The organism is Longimonas haloalkaliphila, assembly GCF_055379825.1.
On sequence record NZ_AP043948.1, the window covers coordinates 612,988 to 630,744 of the forward strand.

Genomic DNA, 17,757 nt, shown 5'->3' on the forward strand with positions numbered 1-17,757 from the left:
ATGCCTTCGTCTTCGCCGCTTCAGGTACTGCTGTTCGACATGGACGGCGTTCTGGTCGACGTGTCTACCTCCTACCGTCGTGCCATTATGGAAACCGTTGAGCATTTCACCGGGCGCCAGATCAGCCCGAAGGATGTGCAGCGCTACAAAAACTACGGGGGGTTCAACGACGACTGGAAGCTCACGCATTCCATTATTACGGATACGGCCATGAAGGTGCCGCTGAGTCGCGTCATCGACGAGTTTCAGCGCCGGTATCGGGGCAACGACTGGGACGGCTTCATCAGTGATGAAGAGCCGCTGATCGACGACCAGACGCTCGACACCATCCAACAATCAGGCATTCTCATGGGCGTAGTAACCGGTCGCCCTCAGGAAGAGGCCGAGTGGACCATCAACCACATGGGCTGGTCGTCGTACTTCCCGATTGTGCTGGGCAAAGAAAAACAGGGCGACCGTACCAAGCCCGATCCGTTTCCGCTGACGCACATCCTTACCATGCTGGCCGCCGTTGGGCGCGACGTAAAGCCCGAAGAGGCCGCTTACGTAGGCGACTCTGTCGACGATATGAAAGCAGCGCGGGCTGCCAACATGTGGGCGCTCGGCGTGGTGCCTCCCTATCTTGATACCCCCAACCACACGCAGGTCTTGAACGAGGCCGGCGCGCACACCGTGCTAAACTCCCCAGACGATTTACCTGCGCTGCTGCGCCGGTTCGACGAACAGGTGTCTTCGACGCGTAACGCGTAGCAGTGTACCCGTCGCGATACGCAAACGATACGCAGAGGCGCGATCGCTTCCCGAATCGTCTACGCGCTCGCGACGACGGCTCTACGCCAGTGCGCTCTCGCGGCCCGAGTCGCGAACGAACAGGCATGAGGTACCCGTGACCTCCACCAGGCGTTGCATCGCTTCGGGGTTCGCCGTACGGGCAATACCGAAAATATTGAGGTCGACTTCGGGAGCTTTCTCTACTTTGTCAAAGAAATCCCCCTGCATCACAAACGACTCGGTATCTGCAGGTAGGCGAGCATCTTCGATGAGGCGCGCATGGAAGTGCCGCGCATTGGGCATCTCGCTGGATTCGGAGCAGACCGTAACCAGGCGCAGCGTACAGTTCCATTCGTGGCGGATCTGAAGCGCCAGCAGCAACGGCAGGTCCAGGTTTGGCATGCGCATCCCCAATGACCACTCGGGACTCTGGTCGGTAACCCACACGTTCACACGTCGCTCCTGACTAAGAGCGGCCTCTGGATGTTCATAGAGCAGGGCCGTGCCCAGGCCGTGCGTGTCTGCCACGTCAACGAAGCCTTGTATCGCGTCGGCATCGTGGCGGTGGGCTAGTCCGAACAGGATGTTCGGGCGAAAGGCTGTGCCGCGAAGCACCGAGGCACTCATCTCCACACCCTCCATAAAAGTCGGTGCCTTGATCACAGACGACGTGGCCAGCAGCTCCTCATTGCGAAACGTACGGGTCACCTCCTCCAGCCGGGCGAGTCCATTGGCGGTTGGCACGTCCTGCTCAGTACACTGCACGCCGATGATGCGCAGTGAGCCCTTTGGTTCAGCGAGCGTGCGCAGGAACCGGAAGGCGCCGTCGAGTTCGGTGCGCGAGGTCACGGGAACGAGCAGGTCGGGCTTCCAGGCGCGTTCGTTGGGTTCGTCGAGCGTGCGCGCCACATGCTTCGAAGCCCAGTTGGCCAGCGACACGAAGATGCCACTACGCACGGTCTGCCACGGCGTCGTCAACTGGCGGCGCACCAGATAGGCATAGAGTGCTACGATAATCAGCAGCGCCACGAGGGCAAAGACCGCATTCACCACAAAGAGCGCCAGTGTAGAAGCCGCCACGCCCACGATAGGCACAGCACGCGGAATCCGAAACGTAGGCCGAAACGACAGCAGTCCCAGGCTCTGCTCAATAGCTACCACCGCGTTGATCATCACATAGATGACCAGGAAAAACATTGTGATGAGGATGGCCACGTTGTCGAGGCTGCCCAGCAGCAGAGCGCCTGCCACCAGCACACCGGTTGCAATGGTGGCGTTACGTGGCTCCCCATTTTCGGTAAGCGCGCCAAGCCAGGTGTGCTGCGGAGTGATCTTCTGCTCTGCCAGGGCCTGCAGCACACGGGGCGCGGCTACCATGGTGCTGATCGTAGCGGTAAAGGTTGAGGCGAGAAGTCCTGCCAGTACCAGTTCGCCTACGGCTGCGCGGTCAATGACGATCAGCCGTTCGGCACGCAGCGTTTCGGGATCGGCCACTACACTGTACCACACGGCCATGCCCACGTAGACCAGAAACGCCGTGCCGACAGCCGCCAGCGTACCGCGCGGAATGCTCTTGCGCGGTGATTCGAGCGCTCCTGACATACTCGCGCCCACTTTTATCCCGGTTGCGCCGGGGAAGAAGATCGCAAAGAGCACCCAGAACGATACGTCTTCAAACGATCCCCAGAGCTGTGGCGTGTGCAGCGGCTCCCCCGAGCCGAGTTGCGTTACGCCCAGTACGATCGATCCCATCGACACCAGAATAATGATGAGGACGACCCCCTGTACCTTAAATGCAATGCTCGAGGAGGCCGCTGCAATCCCAAACGTGACTACAAAGAGGCTGTACGCCACGAGCCAGGGCGAGTGCTCAGGAAAGAGATAGAGCCACCCCTCCGTAAACCCGTAGATGTACAGTGCGCCGGACAGCGCCTGTCCCAGGTAGAGGGGGATGCCAATGCTCCCGCCTGTCTCAAGTCCGAGCGACTTCGAGATCACTGAGAACACACCACCCGCCCCAATATGGATGTTTGTTGTGATAGACGCTAGCGATAGCGCCGACGTACCGGTAATCACGAACATGCCTACGATGATCAGCAGCGTGCCCAGAAGGCCAGCCTGCCCCACCACCCAGCCCTCGCGAACGTACATCATCAGCCCCAGAATGGTCATCACGGTAGGGCGATACACCCCCGCAAACGTACCCAGTCCCGGCGAACGATCCGACTCAGGCACCTTGGAAGCGTTGCCCTCGGAAGACTCAGTTGGGGCATGCGGTTCGTTATCCGAAGCGTCTTGGGTTGGGGAGGGGGCTGATTCAGAGGGGGACATAGCCTGGTTGAGTGGCTTGGGTAGTGGCAGGAAAGAACGCGTGTAAGTGTGTGTCCGGTTGGAGCAGGCTATCCGATAGCCAGCAGTTTGAAACGCATGTTCAGACGCTGCCTATTACGGGCACTACGATACCGTACGCCGAACACGATGAGCGATCAAAGAAGTTCATCCACGGGGCGTCCGGATGGATACTTTTTTGCGCTTAAAGAAAAACACAGGCTCTAAGTCCTAAAAACGGCTCTGTTTATGGAGCACACACCCGATTGCAATCCACAACCAACAAGACCCCTATGACTCGTCATCTTACAATTATCACCGCCCTTTGCCTCTCATTGCTGGCAACAGACGCGTACGCGCAGTCGCCTGAGTTTGGCGTAAAAGGAGGTTTAAACATCGCCACGCTAAATACCGACGTGGTTGACTTCGATAGCCGTACCGGGTTTATGCTCGGAGGCTTCGCACGCATCCCTGCAGGCCCGCTGTCGATACAGCCTGAACTGATCTACACGCAGAAAGGAGCAGAGCTCGACTTTTCGTTTGATTTCTTTGGAGAATCGTTCTCTGAGACTTTCACGTACGAAATCGACTATCTGGAAGTCCCGGTGCTGGCGCGCCTTGACTTCCCCTCGGGCAACTTCACTCCAGCCATCTACGCCGGGCCAGCGCTTGCTTTCAAAATTAACGAGACAATCTCCGTAAGCGGTATCGACGACGGAGATATCGCTGAGTCGGAGGACGAAGTCAAGGACTTCGACTTTGGATTGGCACTGGGCGGCGGGTTCGATCTCTCGATCGGCACGGGCAACAAATTCGTTGTTGATGTACGCTATACGCTCGGTCTCACAGACATCTTTGAAGAGAATACGAGCGATTTCGACGATGACTTCTTCGATGACTTCGATAACAGCTCAGGCAACGCCCAAAACGGAGCCTTCACGATCTTGGTTGGGTTCGTTTTTTAGAAAGTGTTAACCGCTCTGTGCAGACGCAATATGCATACGTGATACACGATATGTGTACGCGACATGCAGTTGGGCCACATAAGACGCCCGCCCAACAGCAAAAGGCCCAGAAGGAAGTACACATGCTTCATTCTGGGCCTCTTTGTGGTCGGTGCTGTCTGGCAAAGCGGAGTACGTAGATGGTTTTGGATACCGTCCAGGTAGTGTCTGAAAGGTGAACACGCAGCCCGCGGAGCGTTTTCAGACGCTGCCTAATTCAGTCCGTGATCAGCGGTAAATTCGCTTTCTTCAAGAGCCATACCATGAGGGGCCTCTTCATGGGTGGTGAGCTCTGTCAGAAATGGTCTCATGAGCGTGAGCACTTGCGCGGGGAGCGAACTGGTAAACCGGAAGGCATCGGCTCCGGGGCCGGGTGCGTATGCCGTAACCGTGCCGAAGAATCGGTCGCCGGCAAAGAAGACAAACGTAGAGGTGCGGTTCAGCGCAATGTTCGTGCGGCCTCCGCCTCGTAGAGGGATTCGGATGCGGTTGTCGCCCGTGCCGGTTTTGCCGCCCATCACGAGCGGGGTGCCCGTGCTATCGGCAAACGCCCCACGAGCGCGCACGGCCGTGCCCCGCTCCACCACATCGACCATCGCCTCACGCGTAACGGCAGCAACATCTGCAGCAAGCACCGTATCTGGAGATGCAGGCGTGGCTGTAAGAAGCGTCTCAAAGGGCGTACCTGCGGCGAAGTGGAGCCGGTCAATGCGCTGCGTTGGATAGCGCACGCCATCCCGCATGATAATACCGACCAGCTCAGTGAGCGCATCAGGACGGTCGGCTGAGCTGCCAATCGAGGTGGCATACGTCGGAATCAGCCGCTCAAACGGATACCCCAGCCGCGCCCACCGCTTGTGGATGCCGACAAACGCCTCCTGCTCCAGAATCGTACGGATGCGCGTGTCCTGCGCGCCGGTCCGCCGCTGAAAGAGCCACTGGTACACCTCTTGCCGCACCTCGGCGCTGGCACGGAGCATCTCCGTACGGGTGGATTCAGGGGTCTGGCGCAGATAGTGGGCGAGCCACAGCTCCAGGGGATGGATGCCCGCCAGATAGCCCCGGTCTTGCCACGACAGGTCCGTCGTCTCCGCCCGGCGTACCGCCGCGGCGAGCTGGTCGTCAGAGAGCCCGTCCCCGTCGCGCGCATAGCGGCGCAGGAAGTCGATGACCTGGTCTGCAGGGGCCGACGGATCGATGGCGCGGTACGCCCAGGCCAGGCGTTGCGCCGGACGTTCGGGGTGGCGCTCACCCAGCACGGTAAACACGTCGCGGTTGGGCGTGTCGGGATACGCGGCGTAGAACCGATTTAGAAAGTAGCTTCCTTCCTGATCCGCAAAGCGCGCCAGGTAGTCCTCGCGGCGTTCGTCGCTGGGGTCGCCAATCATGGCCCCAGGTTGGCCCGGCAGGCGTGCCGTGTGGTAGTTCACAATATCGCGCATCATGCGGATGAACGGCAGGTTGATCGACTGCCGAAAGGCCGTCGTCACGGTCGGACGAAGACTGTCGCTGGCTGTGCTAAAGTTGCTAAAGCGGTGCTGTCCGCCGCCGGTAAAGAACCGTTCGTACGGACTGGCCGAGTAGCGGCGGTTCATGGCGGCCTCCAGCAGGTCGCGCCGCGAGAGCGCGGGATTGCGCTGCAGTTCGCCCAGCGCCCAGCGCGTGAGCGCGTCGTTATTAGCTACCGGCACCGCCCGAAGCGAGTCGGCAGGCCGTCCGGCGTGGGTGTCGTAGAGCTCGTCGATCAACTCCAGGTACGTAACCAGCGTGCGCAGCTTGGCGGTCGACCCCAGTTCGAGCTTCGACCCCCGGTTGATGTCGAACGGCCCGTCGAACGTGTCGGCTTGTAGGCGCACCACGTTGGCGGTAGAGTCGCGCTCGTACAGCACCACCGCATACTCAACCAGTGACGGATCGCCCCGGTCGAGCATGCGCGGCCCTGCAAGGCCCGCCTCGCGGACAAACGCCGGGTCCTGAAGCCGCTCCAGCAGTCCCGCCACCGCGCGCTGTGCCGAAGCGTCGTAATGCGTGTGCGCCGTCAGATCGAGGCGGTCGAGCGCTGGAAGCGATGGGACCGACAGTTCCCGCAGCAGTTGGATGCGTGTAGCATTGGCCGCCTTCCGCGCAATGAACGACTCGGTGGCCGGAGCCACGGCTCGCGTGCGGCGTTCGGGACGGTTGGCCAGGGCGGCATCACGCAGGGCAGGTGAGATAATTCCGGCCTCTGCTAACGCAGGCAGATGACGGTCGGCCAGGCTGGCGAGCGCCTCGTGCCCAGCTGCTGAACGCAAGAACCGGGATGGACTGCGCGTCGACAGAATAAGCTGCAGCACCTGCCGGTAGGCCAGCGCTTGGGCTTCCGACGGCGTCGAAGTGGTGTCGGCGGCGCGCAGGTGGCGATTTACCGTGTCGAGGTCGGTGTTGTACCAGGCCCAAAGCCCGTCGCCCAGGCCGTTCACCTCGCCGTGTCCGGCAATGGCGGCCAGCGGAAGCAGGTTCAGGTACTCGGCCACCAGGCGTCGCCGGGATTCAACCGTCTCGGGGCCATGCAGATAGCTCTGCACTGAGGCCGACGCCATCTGGCGCAGCTTGTCGACGGGGCCTGCCGTTTGGCCGCCGGGTGAGTTGCGCACCTTGTCGAGCTGCGTAGCCAGCGTGCTGCCCCCAGGCCCGCCCTCGGTAAAGCCCAGCGCATCAGTCAGTTGGCGCCCTGATGCATGGGCGAAGCGGCGCCACTCAATCGCCGGGTTGTTACGCGGGTGCGCTGGATCAAGCAGCGCGCGGTTTTCGATGAAGAGCAGCGTTTCGCGTACCAGGCGAGGGATCGAGTCGGGGGCGGCGTACACGCGCTGCGGGTAGCGGGCCGAAGCCAGCGGGACTGCTGAGCGGTCGAGCACGTCGAGGCCCGTCTGCTGCTTTGGCACATAGGGCGGAGCAAGCCCGATGTCCATGTGCGTAGCAAACCGGTCGGAGACCCGCGCCCGACGGGCAATCGCGAAGCGTCCGCGCTGCGTTAGGCTGTCGATGAACGCAGGCAGCGCTACGTATCCCAACCGCTCATTAAACGGGCCGCTCGTAGGAAAGCGAATGGACGGGCTGGGGCCGTCATCGACCTGGTACGTGAGTCCCGATGCATACCGCGACAGCAGCGTCGACTGCAGGTACGACGTGCGCAGTTCGGCGCGAATGAGCAGCACGAGAGGCACGCTCAGCACAAGAACGAGCACCAGCGCCCGTGCCCACAGCGGTGCGTTTCGTATCCATCCAGCTACGGCCTGCCCCCAATCCAGCACGCGCTGGGCGGCGGGATGCTGCGTGAACGATTCGATGAGGGAAAGATCCGACCCCATGGTTGGGATGTGTAAGCAGGCAACAGTGTGCTCTTGGTGGAATGGGCATACTTGCAACAGTATGTTTGGGATTCGCGGGCGTTTGGAACAGAGAAGGACACCGCTACTGCCAGTTCGTTCTGTAAGTCAGTCAGACGAGGAGAGAAAAGAATCCTTGAGCGTTGCCACCACCCACTGTCCCGGATCGAGTGTATCGGGCGCGTTGAAAAAGAGCTCACCTGTAGACGCATCCACCGCATACAAACGCGGTGTGTCGGCCATATCGAAAAGCACATCGCCCGATCGGGTCACGCCTGCGAGATGGATTTGGAGCGTATTAGTTGCGCGATCCAAAATATCTACATATTGCACGAGAACCAAGTCGTCACAGATCCAAAAAAGATCGTTGACGCGTGAAAAGGAATCATATGCTTCCTGCACCTCCTGATTAGAAAGACTGGCTTCACGATACGACGGGTCAATCGGAGTAAAGTGCTGGAGTGATAATTCAGCAGAGCTAAGCGAATCGCCGTCCAACGAAAAAAAATGCAAGCGTGGCTCAGGAGCGAAAGCAGCAACGACTTGGGCCCCTCTCACATCGGCTGCGGCAATATCAGCAACACCATTTAGGATGTTTCCATACGTTCCGATGGGAGTAGGATGCGGGAAAAAGCTGTATTCGATTTTGCCTGAGCTGGCATCAAAGATATGAAGCAGTGGAGAGGATCCGAGACTACGCTCTTTCGGGCCAACGGCGAGCACGCGATTCTCGTCCATCACATGAAGCTGCAGGGCATGCCAGAGCAGTCCGGTATTTCGTCTCACAAAAGTGTTTGAAGTGTCAAACACAGATATAGGTCCCCCGAGTTCTCCGACCAAGAGAGAGCCATCAGGAAGCTGAGCAGTGGCAATTGGTAACTGAAACTCGCCGGGTCCTTGTCCAGGACCACCAATGACTGCTTGTAAACTCCCGTCGCGGCTGTATCGAAATACATGTCGCTCCCGAGCATCAGCGATAAGTATCTCTCCGTTTTCAAGTAAGGATGCATACGGAGCAGCAAGGAATGCATCGTCGCCTTGCTCCAGCTCCAACGAGTCCTGAATGGTGAAGACCTCTTCGAAGGATTGGGCCTGCCCAAGAGACGGAGAGACGAGAACGAGTCCCGCAAGCACAAGAAAAACGTATCGAACGGCCCGGAAGCCATTAGGAAAGGTAAAGGGAGACATGTCGTAGTCAAATGTCTTTGATGCGGACGCGGTGTAAAGAAAAACAGGAATGACAAGAAAGACAGCGCACTGCGTCCGTTTCCTTTCATTCCTGCGCTCCGTGTTTGCTAATTAGTCAAACTGCTCATGCTTCCATTGGCTGGTCGCTCGGCCCGTCAGAACCGTCAGACGGGTCGTCGATAATGAAGCAGCATGGAAATTCGCTGCAAGAGCTAAAGCAAACCCTTCCACCGAAGACTGTTCCGATGTCTTGCTTCACATCCATAAGCCCCTCAGAGGTCTCAGAAGCCGAGATCACTGAAATACAGCTCGAGGCGCGCAGCTCCGGATCTTCAGGATCAAGGTCGTTACCTGCAAAACCGGTAGCAAGCAAGAGTACAGCAACGACAGTGAGCAGGGTTGGGACTTTTGTAAACATAGCGGATACGAGTGAATGATTACATTCATTGAATATGCATTTACAGACTACCCCCCCCCCCCCCCCGCTGAACATGCAAGAGCAATAGTCACTGAATTTATGAATTTCACAAATTTGTATAGATCTGGTCAGGAAAGCTGGGGAGACGAAATGCCTCTATGGCAACGTAACACGTCCTCAACGCTCTGAACTCGCATCGGCTCTTGCGTTATGAGGGAGACACACGTACTGCCTTCTTGACAAAACATCGCACCCTCTATGGAATATCGCCATCTTGGACGCTCGGGACTCAAGGTATCGGCGCTCTCATTTGGATCGTGGGTCACCTTCGGCGAGCAGATCGACGAAGATCGCGCTCGTGCCTGCATGAAAGCTGCCTACGACGCGGGCGTCAACTTCTTCGACAACGCGGAAGCCTACGCCGGCGGGCAGGCCGAGGTCATGATGGGTAACATTATTCGCTCGGAGGGGTGGACGCGCTCGGATCTGGTTGTCTCCACGAAAATCTTCTGGGGCGGCTCCGGGCCCAACGACCGCGGCCTCTCGCGCAAGCATATCGTAGAGGGCACGCAGGCTTCTCTCCAACGCTTGCAGATGGACTATGTGGATCTGATCTTCTGCCATCGCCCCGACCCCGAAACGCCGATTGAGGAGACGGTGCGCGCCATGAACCACGTGATCGACCGCGGCTGGGCGTTTTACTGGGGCACCAGCGAGTGGACCGCCGAGCAGATTCGGCAGGCGTACGAGGTGGCACGGCGCGAGCACCTTATTGCTCCCGTCATGGAGCAGCCGCAGTACAACATGACGCATCGCCAGAAGGTGGAGCACGACTACCAGCCGCTCTACCGCGACTTTGATCTCGGGCTCACCACGTGGAGTCCGCTCGCCAGCGGCATCCTCACCGGCAAGTACAATGACGGCATCCCCGAAGGCAGCCGCCTCGACCTCGACAAGTACGCGGGACTCCGCAAGCGTCTGGAGAGCGAGGGGGGGCAGCGCCAGTTGGAGGCGGTGCGGCAACTTACGCCGATCGCTGAGAGCGAACTGGACTGCACCATGGCGCAGCTCGCGCTGGCGTGGTGCCTGAAGAACGAGCACGTAAGCACCGTGATTACGGGCGCCTCGCGGCCCGAGCAGGTCCACGAAAACATGGAAGCGCTGGAGGTGGCTGAGCGCCTCAGTCCCGGGCACATGGCACGGATTGAAGACATACTCGACAACGCGCCCACTGCCCCTACTAACTGGCGTAATGCATAGGGCTGATAGATAGGACGAGAAGCTTGTCTGAAGCGTGCGGGGTCATGGTCATTCCGCCACTTGAATTTCGACACGCCGGTTCATGCGGCGGCCCTCCACTGTTTCATTGGTAGCAACCGGGTTCTGCGGTCCAAACGCGCCGACTTCCAGAGTGCGTGAGCGTACGCCATGCTCGTCATCGAGATAGTGAGCCACGGCAGCGGCGCGCTGCGCGGAGAGGTACCAGTTGCTGGGGTAAGTATTGCGGAGCGACGCCCCGATGGGCATGCTATCGGTAAAGCCCTTGATACGAAAGTCGCGGCTGTCATACTGGCTCTGCAAGATGGTTGCCAGGCTATCGAGCGTGCGGCGGCCTTCGTCGGGAATCCAGGCGCTGCCCGACGGGAAGCGAACCGGGTCACCGAGCTGGGTCATGGCAGACGGCTCGCTCTGCTGCAGGCGATTCAGCGAGTCGCGGGCTTCCGACAGGCGTTCTTCCAAGACGACGTTCTGGTCCTCTAACGCCTGAATACGTTCTTCGAGGGCTTCCACGTCGGCATCGGGGCTGCATCCACTAAGCATGACAACGCCCACGACGAAAGCAGCTGTCCACAGCGGGGAAGTCAGAGAGCGCAGAAGAGAAAGGGAGGAGTCGCGCATCGCGGTAGACATAGTATCAGGCAGGGTATGAGAGAGGAGGCGAGAGCTATCGTGCATGCAGATGATCTACACGGGCAGCAATCGCTTTCATGTGCGTGCGGAGCGATTCGTATCCAATATGCCGAAGGAGTACCGGCCAGCGAGCCCAGACAACCCGTGTAATCTGCTCATCGGCCTGTGGAGCAAACGTTGTAGCGGGCGTCTTCATTAAAAACCAATGGGTGGTTTTTACAACGTACCGCTTATAAGTTTCATAGCCATGGCTCGTTATCCCCAGCGGAGCCTGTGTATACACCGTTTCAATGCCAACCTCCTCGCGCACCTCGCGCTCAGCACAGGCCTTCAGCGACTCGCCTGGATCTTGCTTGCCTTTAGGGAGATCCCATACGCCGCGCCGGTGAATAGCCAAAACCACGGGCACGCGAACACGAGGAGACGCCGGGACCACGTATCCACCCGCCGCGCGCATGGCCGTGGGCTGGCGATACGGAGTTACGTTGCAGAGCGCCTCCGGCGGCAGCGCTGCAACCTGACCGCGCGCCTGCGCTTCCGAAGGCAAAACGCTCGTGTCCACAACAACAACCGGAGCGTTGGTGTCGGGGAGTGTAAGGTGCCAGCGAAGCATGGTCCCACGTGAATCGCGCAACCCCTCAGTAGCCCACTGCTCGGGATTGTACGAGGCGTAGTCAACAGTATGGTAAGCGAGCATAACAAAAAAAGATAACGCAGAGAAACGAGGCCCATCCTTGGGTAGAGATAGGGCAGTCCTGGGGATGCGTAGGAGTAGGCGCTGATAGATTTCGCAGTACAGCTAACAGTACAAGCTCTATTTAAACGTAACGTTTCATTAAGAGGCGTGCATATAGCCAGGGCGCACCGCACAGACGCATGATATCCTTGCATGCTAAAGACATCCGTTCTACGTTGCAATCTGATACGAAGCATAGGTCATATGTTTGTGCGTATGCTGATACACGGCGTATTTTCCCTGGTATGTTTCTGGTTGATGCCTCAACTGTGCTCAGGTCCTCCTTGAAAGATACTCACTGAAAGATGTATCCCGAAGATACGCCCCAAAGATACATCCTGCAAAATTACTCTGTAATCCTGCTTTGTATTGGGCCTCCCGCCGACTCGTCCGAATGTTTTCAGTGTTAACGAAGGCCTCAGTGCCGTATGCGCGATAAGCTCTCTGCAGGACGTTGGATTACCCGGTACGGCAAAGAAGAGCTCCGCCTTGATGGCGCAGCCGGGCTGGCCACGGGCATGATGCTCATACCGCAAGGGATGGCCTACGCAGTCATTGCCGGCGTACCGCCTATCTACGGGCTCTATGCGGGACTCATCCCTCTGCTGCTGTACCCATGGCTGGCCACGTCGCGTCATCTGGTTATTGGACCGGTGGCTATCGACATGCTGATTGTGGCTGCAGCGGTGGGAGCGATGGCCGAAGCCGGAACTGACCGGTACATTGCGCTTGCGATTGCAATGGCTGCGATGGTGGGCATCACGCAGATCGCGATGGGGCTGGCCAAGCTCGGGTTTGTCGCCAACCTCCTCTCGCGCCCGGTGATTGACGGATTCACCACCGCAGCGGCTATTATCATCGCTGCCAGTCAGCTGGAGAACCTGCTGGGGATAGATCTGCCTCAGTCGCAATACGTCCATGAGCTGCTCGCATCTGCAGCCACCCAGCTTGATGCCATGCATGGACTTACGGTGGCTATTGGGGTGGGCAGCATCGCGTTGTTGTGGAGCCTGCGGCGCTTTGTGCCCCGCATTCCGCAGGCGCTGGTGCTTATGATCGTTACCATCCTGGGCAGCTGGATCTTCGACTGGGAGGGGCAAGGTGTAACCGTGGTGGGGAGCATCCCCGGCGGACTTCCCGGCCTTGCAATCCCTGATGTGACGTTCGGCGACCTGCAGTCGTTGCTTCCAGCGGCGGTTACGCTGGCGCTGGTCCAGTTTATGAAAGACATTTCGCTCTGCCGCCTGTTTGCGACGCGCAACAAGTACACAATCGATGCGAACCGCGAGCTTATGGCGGTAGGCACCGCCAACCTCGTCGGTAGCTTCTTTCGCAGCATTCCCGTATCAGGCAGCATCTCGCGTTCAGCGTTGAACGAGCGCCTGGGTGCGCGCACGCCCCTGCACAACCTGTTCGCAGCGGTGATTATTGGGCTCACGCTGCTTGTTCTGACGCCGCTGTTCTACTACCTACCGCTTCCTGCGCTGGCGGGGCTCATTATGATGGCTGCCCTTTCGCTGGTCGATGGAAAAGAGCTGCAGGCCCTCTTTGAAACGCGCCGTCGCGACTTTTTCATTGCCATCGTCACGGCTGCAGCCACTCTGTTCATAGGCATTCAGGAAGGCATTGTGTTCGGCATCGGAGCCACGCTCCTGGCTGTGCTCTACCGCATCAGCCGACCCAACGTAGCCGAATTGGGGCATGTGCCGGGGACCCGCCTCTTCCGCGACATCGAGCGCTTCGAGCAGGCTGAGCCGCTCGATAACATCCTGGTGCTGCGTGTCGATGCGGCCTTCTCATTTGCTAACGCGGAGTTCTTCAAGGACTACATTCTCGAAAAGAGTGAGCGCGAGGGACGCGACATTCGCATTGTTGTTATCGACGGAACCAGCATCAACGACCTGGACACCACAGCCGTTGAGGCTCTGAATGCCGTGGTGGAATCGCTGGAAGAGTCTGATGTTGAGCTTCACTTTACGGGACTCATCGGGCCGGTGCGCGAGGTTGTGCGGCGCTCGGGACTCTACATGCTGATGGGCGGGACGCATTTCCACATGGATCCACACGACGCTGTGGTGTCTATCCTTCGCAAATGGGACGAGGACGACGAAGACAGCAATCGGCTGCAGGATTACCGAGCAAGCACTGAACCGCGCCATCGAGACTCTACACCGATGGCTTCGTAGATGGCGCGGCATAGACCGGGCAGAAGATGAGCCGGTGCTGGTGCAGACGGCCATACGCTTATGACACAATGCATGACACAATTCATAATGCGAAGAGACGTTACGCTGGCGGTGCCCGGTGGGTCTACAGCATAGCAGGCTTTTCTGCCTGCCCATGTGCTCCCTGTCTGTGAGATGCAATCGTAGCCGAGTATCATGCGCGCCGTCGTTCTCTTCCTGCTCGCACTGCTTTTCAGCGGTGCGGTGGCCCCCGTCGCAAGTCAGCCCATCGCCGATACCCTGTTTTCGTGGCGGGGCTATACCCAGGTAAGCCAGGCCCACCTGCAGCTCTACCCCGGTCCGCCGGGCGACGAGAACCGGGACCATACGGTCGTGCTGCGCGAGCTCGCAGAGAACAACGGGCCTTCCACGCTCGACGACATTGGATACGTCGCCGAACAGGTGAGCCGTGAGTTTGGAATGGACCCGGCTCGTGTGTTCTGGGTCGTGCACTGGGGGGCATTTTCATACGTACACGATGCCACGTCGTCGCGGGATGTGCTCATTCGCGTGACGTTTCGGCGCACCAGCACCGGACGGCTGAGCGCTCCGTACTGGCGCGTCATCACACACAGCGACCTGCGCGATCTCACGGCCAGCCGGTACCGGTCGCCTCTGTGAGACAGTCATGGAGCACTTACAGAGCGCCCTGCCGTTTGAGCTACTCGTCGTCTTCGTCGGGGTCGTCGAACCGGTAGCCGATACCGTACACCGTTTCAATGTACTTGGGCGAAGACGGGTCGGGCTCGATCTTCTTGCGTACCGAGGCCATGTGACGGTCGATCGTGCGCGTGATGATATCCTCGTCGATATTCCAGACGTCACGCAGCAGCTGCTTCCGTGTTACCGTGCGGCCCTTATGCTGGATCAGGTAGCGCAAGATATCGAACTCCAGCGCAGTGAAGTTAATTTCTTCCTCGCCGCGATACGCCTCGTGCGTTGTGAAATTGACCTCCACATCCCCAATCTCGTAGACATCCATCGGGGCCTCCGAGGGCGGCATGGTACGCTGCATGACGGCTTTGACGCGAGCCGCCAATTCCTCGACGTTGAACGGCTTCGTCACGTAGTCGTCGGCGCCGAGCCCGAAGCCCTTCAACTTGGACTCTTGCTCACCGCGAGCCGTGATCATGATCACGGGTGCTTTCAAGCCCATCTCCTGCGAGGCTTCCAGAACCTGAAACCCATCTTTCTCGGGCAGCATAACGTCGAGCAGAACGACATCGCACGCATCTCCCATGGCACGCATCTGCTCCAGCGCTTCCTGGCCGGTCGATGCCGTTTCTACGGTAAACTCCTGCATGTCAAAATAGTCACGCAGGCCCATGAGGATGTCGTCGTCATCCTCGACAATGAGCATGTTGTAGGTGCGTTCGGTCGTTTTAGCCATAACAGCAGGTGATCAGCGAGAGGGGCGTAGTGTAAAGGCTCGTTTTGAGCAAGTATAGCATTCGGTAGCGGTTCAATGGTAAGTGATTGTCATATAGTGACACCATCGGGGTCGCCTTACCCCCCTCTGTCTACCGACATCTCCCCCTTGGACAAGGAGGAGAAACCCGAAGGGAGAGGGGCGAACAAGACAAACCTACAGTGTCTAATAGCTTTATCACTTAGCGTCTACTCACTACGTAGCATTCCAATATACAAACACAGATCCCGCTTCCAAAAGAACCGGCGCGTTTTCTTCCTCTCATAACGACCCGTTACGAACTTGTTGCGCTGCAGCCATCAAGGGCGGCGCATCATAACCTTTGCTCTCGCGTGATAGACATCACCAACTGCGGTTATCCTCCTGAATACGGATTAAATACAGAGCCTCCTCTATGAACGCCTCTTCCCACGATTTCCTGTTCGACCTGCTCGAAACCCCCAGCCCAACCGGATTCGAAACCGCCGGACAGCGCGTCTGGACACAGTACGTAGACGGATTCTCAGACGATGTTGACTCTGACGCCTACGGTACGGCGTGGGCTACGGTACACGGACGCAGCAGCGATGCGCCGCGCCTTATGCTCGACGCGCATGTTGACGAGATCGGATACATGGTGCGGCACGTAACCGATGACGGTATTCTGTATGTGAATCGGATTGGCGGATCCGACCGTGCCATTGCACGTGGGCAGCGCGTCCGCATACTGGGGGATGCAGGCGAGGTGCTCGGTGTCGTGGGAAACACCGCCATCCATCTGCGCGACCGCAGTGACGAGTCGATCCCGAAGGTGCACGAGCTCTTTATCGATATCGGCGCCGATAGTGCAGACGAGGTCGCCGAGCGGGGCGTGCGCGTTGGGCATCCGATGGTGATGGACATGTCGCCTGAGCATCTTACCGATACACGCATCACGGCCCGTGCTATCGACAACCGCCTCGGGGGCTTCATCATGGCCGAGGTGCTGCGTCGCCTGGCCGCACAAGACGAGCCGGCGGCCTGGACGTGCATCGCGACGAATTCGGTGCAAGAGGAGATCGGAGGACACGGTGCGAAGATGATCACACACCGCCTGCAGCCCGATGCCGCTATCGCGTTCGATGTGACCCATGCGACAGACTCGCCGGGCATCAGCGCCACGCAGCACGGGAAAATCGAGCTGGGCAAAGGGCCTACGGTAACACACGGCACGTCTAACCACCCGCAGGTTGTGCAGCGCCTCATGGACGCCGCCGAGGAAAACAATATTCCGCTCCAGCACGAACCGTCGAGCCGCCGCACGGGCACCGATACCGACAGTATCTTCCGCGTACGTGCCGGGGTGCCCAGCGCGCTCGTTTCGGTACCGCTCCGCTACATGCACTCCACCGTCGAGGTGGTCGATACCGAAGATATTGAGCAGTGCATCAGCTGGCTCGTTGCGTTTGTAAATGCACTCGAAGACGACACAACATTCAACAGCGGACTATAGGGCTGTATGGGTTGCATCCCGGCATATAGAAAAGTAGATATACAGGTGTGCAGCCAGGTATCCAGATAAGGCGTGGCAAGAGAAAAACGATGTAGCATACGCCGGGGCGTGCCACACAACATCAGGAAAAAGCCAGCCTAACGGTTCCCGCTACGCGTCTAATCTCGACGTTGCATTAGGTACTCGGCATTAGGTACTCGGCATTAGCATGACCCCTCCGCGTATTGCTGTTGTCATTCCGACCCTGAACGAGTCTGCGCAGATTGGCGGCACGCTCCGTGCCCTGCGCCGGCTTCCGGGTCCGATCGAATGCATCGTAGCCGACGGCCACTCGACCGACAACACCCGCCGCGTTGCAGCGCCCTACGCCACCGTGTGCACGAGCGAGCGCGGACGCGGGCAACAGATGAATGCAGGTGCGCGCCATGCAACCGCGCCTGTTCTGCTGTTCCTGCATGCCGATACGCAGATCCCGATAACCTCCTGGCGCGCGATGCACCGGGCCCTTCGTGAGCCTGATGTACAGGCGGGCACGTTCCGACTGGCATTTCGGCAGTCCACGCCCCTGCTCCGTTTCTATGCCTGGTGGACTCGTATAGACTGGTGGGGGCTTGCGTTTGGCGACCGCGGACTATTTATTCGCCGAAGCTACTTTCAGGCTGTAGGTGGATTCGCACCGCTCCCGATCTTCGAAGATTTAGATATGGCCCGGCGGCTCTGTCAGCAGCCAGGTTTCCGGTTTATGGATGCGCCGGTCGTGACGTCCGCCCGCCGGTTTCGTGCTGAAGGGATGATGCGCCAACAGATCCAGAATATGAGACTGTGGTCACGGTATATGCTCGGTGCAGACCCGCATGCACTGGCCAGTGGCTACGTGTACAATAGCGCGGTGCGCGAAGCATAAACCA

14 protein-coding genes are annotated in these 17,757 nt (G+C 58.9%); 7 read left to right on the plus strand and 7 right to left on the minus strand.

Annotation, left to right across the window (positions count from 1 at the left end; all coding sequences use genetic code 11):
• Positions 1-750 carry a TIGR01548 family HAD-type hydrolase gene (locus tag ACZ48V_RS02405; RefSeq protein ID WP_464541244.1) on the plus strand — a complete coding sequence of 250 codons (750 nt, stop codon included), beginning with the start codon at positions 1-3 and terminating at the stop codon, positions 748-750.
• Between the two features lie 81 nt (positions 751-831).
• Here the strand turns inward: ACZ48V_RS02405 and ACZ48V_RS02410 are convergent, their stop codons facing one another.
• A complete protein-coding gene (locus ACZ48V_RS02410) occupies positions 832-3,102 on the minus strand; it encodes an amino acid permease (RefSeq protein WP_464541246.1) in 2,271 nt (756 codons plus the stop codon).
• A gap of 290 nt (positions 3,103-3,392) precedes the next feature.
• Here ACZ48V_RS02410 and ACZ48V_RS02415 point away from each other — a divergent pair, with 290 nt between their 5' ends.
• Entirely contained in the window at positions 3,393-4,064 is a 672-nt protein-coding gene (locus ACZ48V_RS02415) for a porin family protein (protein ID WP_464541248.1), read from the plus strand.
• A 251-nt stretch (positions 4,065-4,315) separates the two neighbouring features.
• Here the strand turns inward: ACZ48V_RS02415 and ACZ48V_RS02420 are convergent, their stop codons facing one another.
• From ACZ48V_RS02420 to ACZ48V_RS02430, 3 genes are all read right to left on the minus strand, one after another.
• A complete protein-coding gene (locus ACZ48V_RS02420) occupies positions 4,316-7,453 on the minus strand; it encodes a transglycosylase domain-containing protein (protein ID WP_464541250.1) in 3,138 nt (1,045 codons plus the stop codon).
• 126 nt (positions 7,454-7,579) lie between these two features.
• The gene (locus ACZ48V_RS02425) at positions 7,580-8,659 is read right to left on the minus strand and encodes a hypothetical protein (RefSeq protein ID WP_464541251.1); all 1,080 of its coding nucleotides are present in this window, start codon (positions 8,657-8,659) and stop codon (positions 7,580-7,582) included.
• A 124-nt stretch (positions 8,660-8,783) separates the two neighbouring features.
• Positions 8,784-9,077 (minus strand): hypothetical protein, encoded by a 294-nt coding sequence (locus ACZ48V_RS02430; RefSeq protein ID WP_464541253.1) that lies wholly within the window; start codon positions 9,075-9,077, stop codon positions 8,784-8,786.
• A 258-nt stretch (positions 9,078-9,335) separates the two neighbouring features.
• Here ACZ48V_RS02430 and ACZ48V_RS02435 point away from each other — a divergent pair, with 258 nt between their 5' ends.
• Positions 9,336-10,337, plus strand: a complete 1,002-nt coding sequence (locus tag ACZ48V_RS02435; RefSeq protein WP_464541255.1) for a potassium channel beta subunit family protein — start codon at positions 9,336-9,338, stop codon at positions 10,335-10,337.
• 48 nt (positions 10,338-10,385) lie between these two features.
• On the opposite strand, the gene ACZ48V_RS02440 is transcribed toward ACZ48V_RS02435, so the two are convergent.
• Together ACZ48V_RS02440 and ACZ48V_RS02445 are read right to left on the minus strand one after the other, a co-directional pair.
• Complete coding sequence (locus ACZ48V_RS02440) at positions 10,386-10,988, minus strand: OmpA family protein (protein ID WP_464541257.1); 603 nt, start codon at positions 10,986-10,988, stop codon at positions 10,386-10,388.
• A 34-nt stretch (positions 10,989-11,022) separates the two neighbouring features.
• Entirely contained in the window at positions 11,023-11,685 is a 663-nt protein-coding gene (locus ACZ48V_RS02445) for an NUDIX hydrolase (protein ID WP_464541259.1), read from the minus strand.
• Positions 11,686-12,152: 467 nt separating this feature from the next.
• Here ACZ48V_RS02445 and ACZ48V_RS02450 point away from each other — a divergent pair, with 467 nt between their 5' ends.
• Positions 12,153-13,910: a SulP family inorganic anion transporter gene (locus tag ACZ48V_RS02450; RefSeq protein ID WP_464541261.1), complete on the plus strand. Its 1,758-nt coding sequence runs from the start codon at positions 12,153-12,155 to the stop codon at positions 13,908-13,910.
• 195 nt (positions 13,911-14,105) lie between these two features.
• Positions 14,106-14,570: a hypothetical protein gene (locus ACZ48V_RS02455; protein ID WP_464541263.1), complete on the plus strand. Its 465-nt coding sequence runs from the start codon at positions 14,106-14,108 to the stop codon at positions 14,568-14,570.
• Between the two features lie 40 nt (positions 14,571-14,610).
• Here ACZ48V_RS02455 and ACZ48V_RS02460 read toward each other — a convergent pair whose 3' ends face one another.
• Complete coding sequence (locus ACZ48V_RS02460; RefSeq protein WP_464541265.1) at positions 14,611-15,339, minus strand: response regulator transcription factor; 729 nt, start codon at positions 15,337-15,339, stop codon at positions 14,611-14,613.
• 433 nt (positions 15,340-15,772) lie between these two features.
• Here ACZ48V_RS02460 and ACZ48V_RS02465 point away from each other — a divergent pair, with 433 nt between their 5' ends.
• Both ACZ48V_RS02465 and ACZ48V_RS02470 read left to right on the plus strand, forming a co-directional pair.
• Positions 15,773-16,849 carry a M42 family metallopeptidase gene (locus ACZ48V_RS02465; RefSeq protein WP_464541267.1) on the plus strand — a complete coding sequence of 359 codons (1,077 nt, stop codon included), beginning with the start codon at positions 15,773-15,775 and terminating at the stop codon, positions 16,847-16,849.
• Between the two features lie 208 nt (positions 16,850-17,057).
• Entirely contained in the window at positions 17,058-17,753 is a 696-nt protein-coding gene (locus tag ACZ48V_RS02470; protein ID WP_464541269.1) for a TIGR04283 family arsenosugar biosynthesis glycosyltransferase, read from the plus strand.
• The last annotated feature ends 4 nt before the right edge of the window (positions 17,754-17,757 follow it).